The organism is Alcaligenes aquatilis (genome assembly GCF_003076515.1).
Classification (GTDB): domain Bacteria; phylum Pseudomonadota; class Gammaproteobacteria; order Burkholderiales; family Burkholderiaceae_B; genus Alcaligenes; species Alcaligenes aquatilis.
Genome location: NZ_CP022390.1, coordinates 1375227 through 1388966, shown reverse-complemented (window position 1 = coordinate 1388966; position 13740 = coordinate 1375227). Strand labels below are relative to the sequence as shown.

The 13740-nt window shown below is 56.3% G+C and carries 15 protein-coding genes; 10 read left to right on the top strand and 5 right to left on the bottom strand.

The features are described 5' to 3' along the window. Window positions 1-95 precede the first annotated feature (95 nt). The 10 genes from CA948_RS06420 to CA948_RS06375 all read left to right on the top strand — a co-directional run bounded on the left by CA948_RS06420 (window position 96) and on the right by CA948_RS06375 (window position 10283). Window positions 96-1115: a sulfate ABC transporter substrate-binding protein gene (locus tag CA948_RS06420; RefSeq protein ID WP_108727609.1), complete on the top strand. Its 1020-nt coding sequence runs from the start codon at window positions 96-98 to the stop codon at window positions 1113-1115. 25 nt (window positions 1116-1140) lie between these two features. Beyond that, window positions 1141-2055: a sulfate ABC transporter permease subunit CysT gene (gene cysT / locus CA948_RS06415; protein WP_108727608.1), complete on the top strand. Its 915-nt coding sequence runs from the start codon at window positions 1141-1143 to the stop codon at window positions 2053-2055. After that, complete coding sequence (gene cysW / locus CA948_RS06410; RefSeq protein WP_108727607.1) at window positions 2052-2939, top strand: sulfate ABC transporter permease subunit CysW; 888 nt, start codon at window positions 2052-2054, stop codon at window positions 2937-2939. The genes cysT and cysW overlap by 4 nt, the downstream gene beginning before the upstream one ends. An 18-nt stretch (window positions 2940-2957) precedes the next feature. Next, entirely contained in the window at window positions 2958-4055 is a 1098-nt protein-coding gene (locus CA948_RS06405) for a sulfate/molybdate ABC transporter ATP-binding protein (RefSeq protein ID WP_108727606.1), read from the top strand. A 250-nt stretch (window positions 4056-4305) separates the two neighbouring features. Next, entirely contained in the window at window positions 4306-5079 is a 774-nt protein-coding gene (locus CA948_RS06400; RefSeq protein WP_108727605.1) for an energy transducer TonB, read from the top strand. Window positions 5080-5088: 9 nt separating this feature from the next. Further along, a complete protein-coding gene (locus tag CA948_RS06395; RefSeq protein WP_108727604.1) occupies window positions 5089-5946 on the top strand; it encodes a MotA/TolQ/ExbB proton channel family protein in 858 nt (285 codons plus the stop codon). A gap of 2 nt (window positions 5947-5948) precedes the next feature. Further along, on the top strand, window positions 5949-6446 hold the full coding sequence (locus tag CA948_RS06390) for an ExbD/TolR family protein (protein ID WP_108727603.1): 498 nt from the start codon (window positions 5949-5951) through the stop codon (window positions 6444-6446). 87 nt (window positions 6447-6533) lie between these two features. After that, window positions 6534-7214, top strand: a complete 681-nt coding sequence (locus CA948_RS06385) for a response regulator (RefSeq protein WP_094196986.1) — start codon at window positions 6534-6536, stop codon at window positions 7212-7214. 39 nt (window positions 7215-7253) lie between these two features. Continuing rightward, on the top strand, window positions 7254-8393 hold the full coding sequence (locus tag CA948_RS06380; protein WP_094196985.1) for a sensor histidine kinase: 1140 nt from the start codon (window positions 7254-7256) through the stop codon (window positions 8391-8393). A 54-nt stretch (window positions 8394-8447) separates the two neighbouring features. Further along, the gene (locus tag CA948_RS06375; protein WP_094198373.1) at window positions 8448-10283 is read left to right on the top strand and encodes a potassium transporter Kup; all 1836 of its coding nucleotides are present in this window, start codon (window positions 8448-8450) and stop codon (window positions 10281-10283) included. A gap of 106 nt (window positions 10284-10389) precedes the next feature. Here CA948_RS06375 and CA948_RS06370 read toward each other — a convergent pair whose 3' ends face one another. The 5 genes from CA948_RS06370 to CA948_RS06350 form a co-directional block, all read right to left on the bottom strand. After that, entirely contained in the window at window positions 10390-10767 is a 378-nt protein-coding gene (locus CA948_RS06370; protein ID WP_108727602.1) for a hypothetical protein, read from the bottom strand. A 197-nt stretch (window positions 10768-10964) separates the two neighbouring features. After that, window positions 10965-11381 carry a monovalent cation/H(+) antiporter subunit G gene (mnhG, locus tag CA948_RS06365; RefSeq protein ID WP_094196983.1) on the bottom strand — a complete coding sequence of 139 codons (417 nt, stop codon included), beginning with the start codon at window positions 11379-11381 and terminating at the stop codon, window positions 10965-10967. Then, window positions 11378-11659 carry a K+/H+ antiporter subunit F gene (locus tag CA948_RS06360; RefSeq protein ID WP_009461751.1) on the bottom strand — a complete coding sequence of 94 codons (282 nt, stop codon included), beginning with the start codon at window positions 11657-11659 and terminating at the stop codon, window positions 11378-11380. Before CA948_RS06360 ends, mnhG begins: the two co-directional genes overlap by 4 nt. Continuing rightward, window positions 11656-12141, bottom strand: a complete 486-nt coding sequence (locus CA948_RS06355) for a Na+/H+ antiporter subunit E (RefSeq protein WP_094196982.1) — start codon at window positions 12139-12141, stop codon at window positions 11656-11658. Before CA948_RS06355 ends, CA948_RS06360 begins: the two co-directional genes overlap by 4 nt. After that, on the bottom strand, window positions 12141-13727 hold the full coding sequence (locus tag CA948_RS06350) for a monovalent cation/H+ antiporter subunit D (RefSeq protein WP_230018783.1): 1587 nt from the start codon (window positions 13725-13727) through the stop codon (window positions 12141-12143). The genes CA948_RS06355 and CA948_RS06350 overlap by 1 nt, the downstream gene beginning before the upstream one ends. Window positions 13728-13740 lie beyond the last annotated feature (13 nt).

The window sequence follows — 13740 nt, the reverse complement described above, 5'->3', positions numbered from 1 at the left end:
CGCTATATCTAACCAAAGAATCGGTATTTAGCCGGGTGTAACACCCTTGCTAGACTCGTTCTCATTGCTTGGAAATGGTTTCTAGGGGATGGGACATGAAGCGGATTCAACAGAAGTGGAAGGGCGTTCGGGCAGGGGCTTTGCTCGCTTTGGTGTTGGCGGCCGCAACGGCGGTCGCGGCCGAGGTCAGCATTCTGAATGTTTCGTACGACCCAACGCGTGAGCTGTACGCTGAATTCAACAAGGCATTCCAGGCACATTACAAAGAACAAACAGGTGACAGTGTGGTCATCCGTAGTTCCCACGGTGGCTCCAGCAAGCAAGCGCGTACCGTTATTGATGGTGTGCCCGCTGATGTGGTGACACTGGGTATTGCTTCCGATATCGATCAGATCGCCCAGTCCGGTTTACTGGACAAAGGCTGGCAAGCTCGCCTGCCGGACAACAGTACGCCTTACACCTCTACGATTGTTCTGCTGGTGCGCAAGGGCAATCCCAAAGGGATTCACGACTGGAACGATTTGATTCGTTCTGATGTGAAGGTCGTGACGCCTAATCCTAAAACCTCGGCAGGGGCGCGCTGGAATTATCTGGCCGCTTGGTTGTACGCCTTGAAGCAAGGTAATGGGGATGAAGCGCAGGCCCGAGATTTTGTGGCCAAACTGTATCGCAACGTCAGCGTGCTGGATTCCGGTGCGCGTGGATCGACCACAACTTTTGTGGAGCGGGGCATTGGCGATGTATTGATTGCCTGGGAAAACGAGGCTCTCTTGTCGGTGAAGGATCTGGGGCCTGATCGCTTCGATATTGTGGTGCCTTCCAGCAGCATTCTGGCCGAGCCGCCTGTGGCATTGCTTGACACTAATGTCGCCAAGCATGGCACAGAAAAAGTGGCCCAAGCCTATCTGGAATATCTGTATAGCCCGCAAGGGCAGGAAATCGCCGCACGTCATTTTTACCGTCCTCGCCTGGAGTCGGTGGCCGCTAAGTACCGCGATCAGTTTCCGGCGTTGAAGTTGTATAAGGTGGATGATGAGCTGGGTGGCTGGACACAGGTGCAAGCCAAGCACTTTGCGGATGGCGGCGTGTTCGACAGCATCTACTTGAGCAGATAACCCTACTATCACCGAGGACCGTCCGATGTTACAGGCTCGTCTGTGGGGATTTTTGCCCGCTGTGCGCAAGCAGCGGGCTTTACCAGGCTTTGGGCTGACGATGGGTTTATCCATCAGTTATTTAAGCCTGATTGTGCTGATTCCCTTGTCTGCTGTTGTGCTCAAGACCACCTCTATGGGCTGGTCGGCGTTTTGGGAAACCATTAGTGCCGCGCGTGTCTTGGCTTCTTTGAAATTGACCTTTGGCATGGCCGCGTTGGCGGCGTTGATCAATGGTGTGTTCGGCTTGGTTCTGGCTTGGGTTCTGGTGCGATACCGTTTTCCTGGACGCCGCATCGTGGATGCTTTGATTGATCTTCCCTTTGCCCTGCCCACGTCGGTAGCCGGTATTTCACTGGCCGCTATTTATGCGCCTACCGGCTGGATCGGTTCCTGGGCTGAACCTTATGTAGGGCAGATTGCGTTTACCCCTTGGGGGGTACTGATCGCCCTGGTGTTTATTGGCCTGCCTTTTGTTGTGCGTACCGTGCAGCCGGTTCTTGAAGAACTGGAGCAGGAACAGGAAGAGGTTAGTGCGTGTTTGGGGGCGGATCGCTTCCAGACGGTCACCAAGGTCATTTTGCCCGCCATTTTGCCTGCCTGCTTGACGGGCGTGGCCCTGGCTTTTGCTCGTGCGGTGGGTGAGTACGGTTCGGTGATTTTCATTGCTGGTAACGTCCCTATGGTCTCGGAAATTACGCCTTTGCTTATCGTGATCAAGCTGGAGCAGTTTGACTATGCGGGAGCTTCGGCCTTGGCTGTCCTGATGATGGTGTTGTCCTTCATCATTCTGTTGGCGATCAACCGTTTGCAGTGGTATTTGCAGTCGCGTCACTCAGGGCAGGCTAGTGCTAAAGCGGCAAAGGTAGCAGCGCCTTTATCTTTGGAGGGCGCACGATGAGCAGCCTGACAATAGACACCGCTGTGCAAGCGGTGCCGGTACAGACGGCACGTTTGCGGGCGGCGCAGGATGAAGGCCCGGCCGTCAAAGCCATACTGATTGGCATTGCCGTGCTGTTCTTTGTGCTGTTCTTGCTGCTGCCCTTGATCCTGGTGTTCATGACGGCCTTTAGCCGGGGCATCATGCCGTATCTGTCCGCCTTGAGCCAGAGCGATACCTGGCATGCGGCCAGCCTGACGGTTCTGGTTGCCGTGATTGCGGTGCCGTTGAATATTGCATTTGGCTTGGCGGCGTCTTGGGCCATTGCTCGTTTTGAGTTTCGTGGCAAAAGCCTGTTGACCACCTTGATCGACTTGCCATTTTCGGTATCGCCCGTGATTGCCGGTTTGATGTTCTTGCTGATTTTTGGTCGACAGGGCCCGTTTTGGGACTGGCTGGATGCCAACAACATTCGTATCGTCTTTGCTTTGCCCGGTTTGGTCCTGGCGACTTTGTTTGTCACTTTTCCCTTCGTGGCGCGCGAGTTGATTCCACTGATGCAAATGCAGGGCAGTGAGGAAGAACAGGCTGCGCGGGTGCTGGGGGCCAATGGCAGACAGATGTTCTGGCGGGTAACGCTGCCCAAGATCAAGTGGGGACTGCTGTATGGCGTGATTCTATGCAATGCCCGTGCCATGGGCGAATTTGGGGCGGTGTCGGTGCTGTCGGGCCATATACGGGGCCAGACCAACACGCTGCCTTTGCATGTAGAGATTGAGTACAACGACTATCACACGGTGGGCGCGTTTGCGGCGGCTTCGGTGTTGGCAGTCTTGGCTTTACTGACGTTGGCGCTTAAATTGTGGGCCGAGCGCAAAATGGTTCAAGACGGTCATCACGGATGATCGCATTCGGAGTTCATTATGAGTATCGAAGTTCGTCATCTATCTAAACAGTTTGGTGCGTTTACCGCACTGGGTGATGTGACATTGGATTTTCCAGCGGGCGAGCTGGTGGCCTTGCTGGGGCCTTCTGGCTGCGGCAAGACAACCTTGCTGCGTATCGTGGCTGGCCTGGAATATGCGGATGCGGGTCAGGTGCTGATCAACGGCAAGGATGTAGCCGCCGTGGGCACGCGTGATCGCCAGGTGGGTTTTGTGTTCCAGCACTATGCCTTGTTCCGTCATATGACGGTGTTTGAAAATGTTGCCTTCGGTCTGCGTATCAAACCGCGTAAGCAGCGTTTGCCCGAAGCCCAGATTCGTCAGCGTGTGCATGAACTATTGGAACTGGTGCAACTGGACTGGCTGGCCGATCGCTATCCAGCGGCCTTGTCAGGTGGCCAACGACAGCGTATTGCTCTGGCACGTGCCTTGGCCGTAGAGCCGGGTGTCTTGCTGCTGGACGAGCCCTTTGGTGCTTTGGATGCCAAGGTGCGCAAAGAGTTGCGCTCCTGGTTGCGTCGTCTGCATGATGATCTGCATATCAGCACCTTGTTTGTGACGCACGATCAGGAAGAGGCCATTGAAGTGGCGGACCGTATTGTGGTGCTGAACAAAGGTCGGGTTGAGCAGGAGGGTGCTCCGCAGGATGTCTACAATCATCCAGCCAGTCCCTTTGTGTATGAGTTTCTGGGGGCAGCGAATCGCTTGCCGGGTCAGTTCGAGCACGGACGTTTTGTCGCTGATCCTCAGTTGGGGCAATTCGAGTCCAATCAGGCTTTGAATGGTCAGGGTACAGGGCAGGGCGAGGCTGTCGGATATGTACGTCCGCACGATCTGGATTTGCAGCGTCAATTGGATGGTCAGGGTATCGTCGTAGCCGTGCAGCGCATTATTCCTCTGGGCGCGACGGTGCGGGTTGAGTTGGCCTTGAACGAGGGGGAGCGAGCCTGGGAAGCTGAGTTTGATCATCAGCGCTGGTCGCAGCTGGGCTTGCGACCTGGTGAACGGGCCTTGGCCTTGCCGCGCAAGTTCAGCGCTTTTCCTATCGAGCCTGAGGCTGAAGTGCGTTTGTCCTGATTTTTTGCAAATTATTCACAAACAGGCTGCCCTTAGGGCAGCCTGTCTGCGTTAGTATCTGGAAGGTTTTTGTGAGGCGGGTTGTCAGCAGAAAATATTATAGAGATTCAGTATTGAGAATCATTCCTGTTTCTGTTAAGATTCGATACTTCACTGGGCATCCTGTCCGGTCCCGTCATGGTCCATGCGGGTTGCAGAATGTGTAGAACGGATTATGACCGGAATTGCTTCTCAAAAGAATAATCGCTCGATGCTGGCCTTGAAGGCAACTGGCTTGGCATTAGCACTGGGATTGCACGTGGGTGTCGTGGCTACCATCTTGTGGACGGAAACCCCCAAGATTGTGGGCGAGCCCGCCCCGATGGATATTGTCGGTGTGACCCTGGTGGAAGTGTCGGAGTCCCCGGTTCAGCAAGAGCAGGTCAGCGCCCCCCCTGAGGAGGTGGTGGCTGAGCCTGAGCCTGAACCTGAACCCGAGGTGGAACCCGATCCCGAGCCTGAGCCCGAACCCGTTGTTGAGCCGGAGCCTGAGCCAGAGCCTATCGTGGAAAAACCACCCATTCCCGAGCCGCCCAAGCCCAAACCAAAACCCAAGCCGAAACCCAAGCCCAAGCCACAGCCCAAGCCTGAGGTCCCACCGGCAGAAACACCGCAGCCTGCTCAGCCAGCAGCGCCGGCCGCTCAAGCAGGCCCGGCAACGGACAACACCTCCCAAACCGCTGCCCGCTCTACCGATGGGGACCGACCCAAGCTGATCGGTCGTGTGGATTATTTGGGGCGCCGTCCTGTGCCTGTGTATCCAAGGGCGTCGGAACGCCGTCGTGAACAGGGCCGCGTGGTGGTTCGTGTAGTGATTTCAACCCAAGGAACCGTGCTGGAGGCCAAGGTGCAAAGCTCTTCAGGCTATGAGCGTCTGGATGAGTCAGCATTGAAGGCGGTACGCACAGCGCGTTTCAAACCGTATACGGAAAATGGTGTGGCCTATCGTGCCATGGCCGATATTCCTTTCGACTTTGTTTACTAGGATATATCAATGATGCAGGAACTATTTCAAAGCGTATGGGTAAGCCTGGCACAAGTTGCAGGGCCTGTTGCCGATCAGGCTGCCGCCAGTGTTGCTGCTGCTGAGGAAGCGACCGGGGTGCTGCACTTTATCCAGCAAAGTGATGTGGTTGGCAAGACCTTGTTCGTGATCTTGGCCTTGATGTCGGTTGCCAGTTGGTACCTGATCATCGTCAAGGGCGTACTGTCCTTCCGTCTGAAGCGTCGCTCGCAAGGTTTCATGCGCGAGTTCTGGTCCGCCAGCTCCCTGGAGCAGGTTGAAAACGAAATCGCCACTCACGGTGCCCGCGATCCGTTCAGCCATTTGGCCAGTCACGCCATCCACGCTCAAAAACATCATGTGAAATATGGCGCTATGCGTCTGGAAGAGAAGGGTTCTACCGATGCCTTTGTCTCGCGCATCATGCGTAAAGTCATGGACGAAGAAACCGCCAAATTGGAAAACGGCCTGACGCTGCTGGCTTCGGTCGGTTCCACCGCCCCGTTTGTGGGTTTGTTCGGTACGGTCTGGGGGGTGTACCACGCACTGATCAATATTGGTCTGTCCGATGGCGTGACCCTGAACAAGATTGCTGGTCCTGTGGGTGAAGCGCTGGTGATGACGGGTCTGGGTCTGGCCGTGGCGATTCCCGCCGTGTTGGCCTACAACGCCTTTGTGCGTACCAACCGCGTTTACTTGTCCCAACTGGACGCCTTTGCCCACGATTTGTTTACATTCCTGACCACAGGCCAACCCGTGCAGGACAACCAACCTGTTTTGCGCCGCGTCCCTAGCTCGGGTGGCGGTGCGACATCAAGCGCGGCAGCGGCTGCCAAGCGGGAGCACTAATCATGGCTTTTGGCAGCTTTGACAATCGCAATTCGGGCTCTGCGCTGTCCGAAATCAATATGGTGCCCCTGATTGACGTCATGCTGGTTCTGCTGGTGATTTTTCTGATCACCGCTCCGCTGCTGTCGCACTCGATCAAGATTCAGCTGCCCCAGGCCACATCCGAGCCGGTTCAGCAAGATCCCAAGACGATTGATCTGGCCATTGACGCTGAAGGGCAGATCTTCGTGAATGAGCAGCCTGTGGCGATGGAGGACTTGACTGCCACGCTGGCTCCCTACTCCAAGGATGAGCCTCAGCCTGAACTGCGTATCCGTGCTGATACCGATACGCGCTATGAAACACTGGCCCAGGTGATGAGCCGCTCCAAGGCGTCCGGTCTGACCCGTCTGGGTTTCATCACTCGTCCAGGCCCCACGACCAAGGCTGCTGGTCAAGACGGTCAAGCCAAGGATGGCGCCGCTACCCAGCAGGAAGCCGAGCCTGCGCCTGCTCCGTAATCCCGGGTTCTGGTTCGTGTTGTTTTTTCTGGCCCCTCGCTTTGCATCTGCAACGCGAGGGGCCAGTTTCGTAATAAAATCTCCCGAATGCGTGTACTAGTTATCGAAGACGACGCCATACTGGGCGCCGCACTGCAGGAATTTCTCAACGACCAGGGCTACGCTGTTGACTGGCTCCAGGAAGGCGAAAGTGCCTTGAAAGAGCTGACTGCCCAGGTCTATGACCTTCTGCTTCTGGACTTGAACTTGCCCGGTATCAGTGGCCTGGAGGTGCTGCGCCAATTGCGTCGGCAAGGCAATGCCATTCCCGTTCTGATTCTGACTGCGCGTGATGGCGTGGATGATCGCGTCGGTGGTCTGGACGCTGGTGCGGACGACTACCTGATCAAGCCCTTTGACCTGTCTGAGCTGGCCGCCCGAGTACGTGTGTTTGGCCGTCGGCGTAGTGGCCAGGTACAGCCTATTATCGATGTCGGTCCCTTGAGCTTTGATACCATTGGCCGCGAGTTGCGCTGTGCGGGTCAACGCGTCACTTTGTCGGTGCGGGAGTTGTCCGTACTGGAAATGTTGATGATGCGCGCGGGCCGTGTGGTCACCAAGCAGCAAATTATCAACTCACTGTCTGCCTGGGACGCCGATTTCAGCGACAATGCGGTCGAGGTCTACGTGTATCGCTTGCGCAAGCGCCTGGAGGGCACCGGGGCGGTTATACAGACTGTGCGCGGCTTTGGTTATTTGCTCGATGTGGAGAGCGTGGCCGGAGCATAACGGCAGCCCGTGCCTGCTGTCTGAAAATCTAGGTCAACCATGCCCGATCAGCATCTTTCTCCAGCGGTAAAAACCTCCTTGTTGCGAGGCTGGCTGGAGCGCTTTCTTGCCCCCGGTTCTTTGGCCCGTAAATTGATGGGCCGTCTGTTTCCCCCGATCTCCATTCTGGTGGTGCTCGACTTGAGTGTTACCTGGATACTGACGCGACGCATGAGCCTGGAAGATTGGCTGCTGCGCGATATTTTCTGGACCATGGCGCTTAGCCAAGTATTGCTGGTCAGTCTGATTGCCTGGGTGTTGTTGTCGGGGATTCGCTCGCAACTGGCTTCTATTGATGATTTATCACAACAGATCCGCAATCGGTCCGATGATGACTTCGAGCGCCTGGATGCCAGTGCTTTGCCCGCCGAAGTGGTGCCGTTGGTGGAGCACTTTAACGAGTTGCTGGAACGCCAGCGTGATACCCTGCAGGCGCAAAAACGCTTTATTGGTCATGCGGCGCATCAGTTGCGTACCCCTTTGACCGGTTTGCAGCTGGAGTCTGAGCTGATGCTGGCACGACCGTTGCCAGAGGACATTCGCCAACGAGCCGAGCGCATCAAAAGCGTGTCGGACCGCATGATTCGCCTAGGTCAGCAGTTGCTGGTGCTGGCGCGCACCGATGCAGATAGCAATATCAAGGACAGTTTTGTGCGTCTGGATTTGTGCGAATGGGTGCGTGAAGAAGGCGGTGACTGGTTCTTGCAGGCTCGCCAGCATGGTGTGGAAATCCATTTGCTGGCGCCTGAAAAGCCGGTCTGGATTGATGCTGCCCCCATATTATTGCGTGAGCTGTTGTCGAATTTGATGGATAACGCCTTGCGCTATGGGCTAGGTACAGACCGCATTGTTTTGCGGGTGGCCAGTAATCCGCCTTCTTTGTCGGTGGAGGATCACGGGCCGGGTATCGAGGCCAGCGAGCAGCAGCGCGTATTTGAGGCTTTTTACCGTTCCCCTGGCACGCAGGCGGGGGGCTCTGGTTTGGGCTTGGCTATTGTGCAGGAAATTGCCCGTGCACATGGCGCCTGGTGGAGCTTGATGAGTCGTCCTGATTTTCCGGGTACTCGCATCACCATTGTTTTTCCCGGTCCGCGTATTGGTGCGCGTCTGACCCGGCACGATACTTTGATTGGAAATTAAGCCTTGAACACAGCAACAGAAAACCCCAAGAAAGCGGCGCAAGCCGCCTTGTTAATGGGCGCGTTAGGCGTAGTGTATGGCGATATTGGAACCAGCCCGCTCTACACCATGAAAGTGGCCCTGAGTCCTTATGGACAGCCCGGCGCCGAACAGGTCTATGGAGTGTTGTCTTTGTTGTTCTGGCTGTTGACGGTGGTGGTCTCCATCAAGTACGTCACGGTAGTGTTGCGCCTGGATAATAAAGGGGAGGGCGGTACGCTGGCACTGATGGAGTTGGCTGCACGTGGCATTCAAGGGCCGCGTCGTCAGATCATTGTGGTGCTGGGGCTGATTGGCGCGGCTTTGTTTTACGGGGACAGTATTATTACGCCAGCCATTTCTGTGATGTCTGCGCTGGAGGGCATAGGTATGGTGTCCCATGTGCTGGATCCCTGGATAGTGCCTCTGGCGCTGGGGGTCTTGCTGGCCTTGTTCTTGATTCAGTCGCGCGGTACGGGAACCATGGGCAAGCTGTTCGGCCCCATTATGTTGACCTGGTTTCTGGTGTTGGGTGGGCTGGGGCTGTGGCGTGTTATTGAGCACCCGCAAGTGTTGCTGGCTTTGGATCCGCGTTGGGCCGTGGCCTTTGTTGCTGAGGCACCCTGGCAAACCTTTTTGCTGCTGGGGGCGCTGGTACTGGCCTTGACCGGTGCCGAGGCCTTGTATGCCGATATGGGACACTTTGGTCGTCCATTGATACGCAAAGCATGGTTCATGATCGTGATGCCTTGCCTGGTCCTGTGCTATTTCGGTCAAGGTGCTTTGCTGATTTCTGACCCGACGGCGATTCGTAATCCCTTCTTTTTTCTGGCTCCCAACTGGGCTTTGGTACCGATGGTCATGCTGGCCACGGTCGCAACGGTGATTGCGTCCCAATCCGTGATTTCCGGCGCGTTCTCTGTTACCCGTCAGGCAGTTCAGCTTGGATTCTGGCCACGCATGGTGATTCAACACACGTCGGCTAAAGAAGAGGGGCAGATTTATCTGCCGCGTGTGAACTTACTGCTGTGTGTGGCAGTGATGATTCTGGTTCTGAGCTTTGGCTCCTCGGATCGTCTGGCCCATGCGTACGGTTTTGCGGTAACAGGGACGATGTTGATGACCAGCTTGCTGGCCTTGCTTTTGCTGCCGCGCCGCGCCAGCGGAATCAAGCGTTGGGCCTGGTTGGGGTTGTTGGGTATTTTCCTGATTCTGGACGTGCTCCTGTTTTCGGCCAATGCGCTCAAGATTTTGGAGGGTGGCTGGCTACCCTTGTTAGTGGGCTCTGTGTTGTTGGGCCTGATGTTGACCTGGCGTCAGGGGCGGGCTGCTTTGCACGAGCGCCTGCTGGAAAACAAGCAGCCGCTGAAAGAATTTTTGCTGAGTCTGGAGGAGTACGCGCCTACCCGCGTACCGGGTACGGCCGTATTCATGAGTACGATTCCCGACTCTGTTCCTCCGGCGCTATTGCATAACCTGAAACACAATAAGGTTCTGCACGAGCAGGTCTTGTTCTTGACTGTGACGAGTGCCGGTGTCCCTTATGTTCCATTTGGAGAGCGTTATACCCTGCAACGTCTCAGTCGTGGCAGTTGGCAGGCGGTCGCTTCCTGGGGTTTCAAGCAGGAACCTAATGTGCCGCAATTACTGGAGCAGATCACCCTGGAGCACCCAGAGCTGAATCTGGAGCCGATGCAAACGTCCTATTTCCTGTCGCGCCAGACGGTGATGATTCAATCGCGTCAGCCTTGGTATTTGGGCTGGCGCCGGCGTTTGTTTGCATTCATGGCTCGCAATGCCAGCCGCAGTACCCGCTTTTTCAAGATTCCGCCTAATCGTGTGGTGGAGATGGGTATACAGGTGGAGTTGTAAATTGGAGATGGGCTAAAGAAACAGCCCGCAGAAATGAAGAATGGGCCTTGCAAGGCCCATTCTTTTTGTTTGACTACCTGCCAGGATAGCCGTGTGCATCGTGCACTTACGGGGCAGGCATCACCGTCGTGGTCTCGCGCAAAATACCGCCGCCTTCCACGCTACCGCGCACCGTTGTGTCCTGGCCGGTCATGGCTTTCAGGCAGTCTTGCTGGCGATCCGCAGGCAGACGATGGCAACGCGCCTGGCGATTGGCATCCATATTGTGGTCGCGTTTGCCCAGCTTGTGGTGACGCGCGGCTTGCAAAGCGGCACCAGCTTCGCGACGGCAAGTGGTGCGCTGCTCCCCGGTGAATTGTTCACAGCGTTGGATATCGCGTTGGTAGTCTTGGGACGGGGTTTGAGCCCAGGCAGCGGGTGAGAGCAAACCTAAGCTGAGCAAGCTTGCTTTCAGAATTCGGGATGGGCGTGTAAGTAGACTCATCGATCTCACTCCTTGACTTGCTAAGGGAATCACCGGCTTGGCGAGCGCTGTTACGAGCAGGTATGAGTAGCAGGCCGCAAAGCCCCAAAAACGACTGCGTATGGGGCAATTCCCGATACGCAGTAAACACTTACTAGTATAGGTGGAGCAGGTGCAAGTGAGGGTAATAAAACTTTTCTAAACCCCCATGGCTTGATTCAAGTCCTGTCGCTGCTTGGCGGTTCAGCCAATTCTTTCGGTAGAGGCGCTTTATGTGGCATGTCCAGGTAGCCCGGTTCATCCGGGCCATATTTGGCTAGACGCTGGCGATGCTCTCGCTTGATGGCGGCGCGCATCAAAAAAATGGCTGTCACCGGCGAGGTAATGATCAAGAGCACACTCAGGATGAGCGGGTGCAGGATAGGACGGCTCATCAAGTGGCTGGCGCTGATGGCTACGGCCAGCACCATAAAGAATGTACCTAATGTATTGCCCATAGTGGGGGCGTGGATGCGAGAGTAAAAATGCTTAAAACGCAGCAGGCCAGCTGACCCCACCAGAGCCACGATGCCGCTCAGTACTAGTAAAAGGGCGACCGGGACGGCCAGCCACCAGGGCAACAAAGGTGTAGTCATGGTTCGATTACCTCGGCGCGTAGCAGGAATTTCGCCATCGCTGCCGAACCTACAAAACCAAACAGGGCAATGAGCAAGGCGATATCAAAATACAGGGTGGAGTCAAAGCGGATGCCAAGGGCCAACAAGGCCAGCATGCCGTTGATGTACATGGTGTCCAGCGCCAGTACGCGGTCGGCGGCCGACGGACCCTTAAGTAGACGGATGACGGCGCAGCCCATGCCCAGGACAAAGCAGCCCAGGGCAAACTGACAGGCCCAGTAAACAATGTCTATCATTGGAAAATCTCCAGTAGCGGTTCTTGATAGCGCTTCTGAATAGTGTCTAACCAGACCTGCTCGTCTTGTAGATCCAGAATATGCAAGGTCAGGACGCGGGTTTCATAGTCAAAGCCGGACCAGACGGTACCTGGTGTATAGGTAATGATGCAGGCCAGCGCTGCCAGACCGTGCGGGTCGGTCATGCGCAGGGGAATGGCTAAAAAACCGGGTCGGGGCGCATCGCCGCCTTTCAACACCAGATGGCCCACGGCAATATTGGACAGTGCAATGTCCCACGTGACTTGGCAGATGAGTTTCAGGGCCAGAAAGGGATGACGGATACTGGCTTTAACTGGACGAAAGGGAATGGCAGCCAAACTCAGGGCGATGGCCAGGAACAGGCCCAGCACCACGTAACCGGCCGAGAGTGAGTCGTTCAGCAGCAGCCATAGACTCAGTAGCAGCAAAGGCAGGAAAAGATGTTTGGTATAGCGTCGCATTAGAATCCCTCCGCCTGGACAGAGCGCACGGGGTTTTGCCGCAAGACCGAGCCGATGTAAATACGGGGTTCATCCAGTTGTTGCGCCGTCTGTTCCAGGTAAGTCGTGATGGGGCCGGCATACCAACTCAAGATCGCGCAAGCCATAATAATGCTGGCGATGGGGGCGGCTTCGATCAGTTTCAGGCGGGGAATCGTCAAGGAGCTATTGCTCCAGAACAGACGAATTCCCACACGCACCATGGCGATCAAACCGGCCACACCCGAGATCAGCACAGCGGCTGTCAGAATCCAGGCGTTAAGCGGCTCTGGCGACTGACCCGAGGCTTTCAGGGCGGCCGTCAGCAAGGACAGCTTGGCCACAAAGCCCGATAGCGGCGGCAGGCCCACAATCAGCAAGGCGCAGGCAATAAAGGACATGCCCAGAAATACCATGACACCGGGGATGGCCACGCCGACCACATCATCGCTATGGTCTTCGGATTCCGGGTCGTCCAGATCAAAGACCTCCTGACTGACTGCCAACAGGTCGGCTCCAAAGGGCTTGGTGCGGCTGACCAGCTCCAGCAGCAGAAAAAACGCACCCAGAGCCAGTACGCTGCTCAGCATGTAATACAGGGCAGGGCCTGTCAGAATGACTCCTGGCATACCCAGGGCGGCCAGCAGGGTGCCTGAGGACACGATGATGCAATAACTGGCCAGCCGTTCGGGTTGTTGTGCGGCCATCACGCCGATAGCGCCAAAGGTGAGAGTGGCAATGCCCGCCGGGAACATCCAGGCCACGCCAAAGGCGGCCGGGGCTCCGGTGGGAAGTAGCAAGGAGCCGATGCGCAGCAGTGCGTAAATACCAACCTTGGTCATGATGGCGAACATGGCAGCGACTGGAGCGCTGGCATTGCCGTAGGCATTGGGTAGCCACAAGTTCAAAGGCCAGGCGGCGGCTTTGATCAGAAAGGCGATACCCAGGATGGCCAAGGCTGACTCGAACACCAGGCGGTCCGCGTCGGGCAGGGAGCCGGCACGCAGGGCTAAATCGGCCATGTTCAAGGTGCCAGTGACACCGTAAATCAGGGCGATGGCGATCAGCAGCAGAAAAGAGGAGATCAGGTTGACGGCGATGTAGTGCAGTCCGGCACTGACGCGGGCGGCGCCCGAACCGTGCAGCATCAGCCCATAGGATGCTGCCAGCAAAACCTCGAAAAATACAAATAGGTTGAACAGGTCACCCGTCAGGAAAGCGCCGTTCAGACCCATCAATAGCAACTGGAACAGGGAATGGAAATGTACCCCTACGCGGTCCCAACGGGCCAGTGAATAGAACCAGCAGCAAAAAGCGAGCACATTGGTCAGAACCAGCAAAAAGGCGGCCAAACGGTCCACGACCAGAACGATTCCGAAGGGGGCCGGCCAATCCCCCAGCAGGTACACTCCGACGGATTGTGGCCAGATCGGGGCCAGCGTGCCATCGGCCAGTAACAATAGATAAACGGCACAAAACAATTGGGCCAATAAGGAGCCAAAGGCGATCAGCAGCTTGTAGTGACGGCGCTTGTCGCGCAGCATCACCATCAGGGCCGCAGCCACCATAGGGATGGCGACC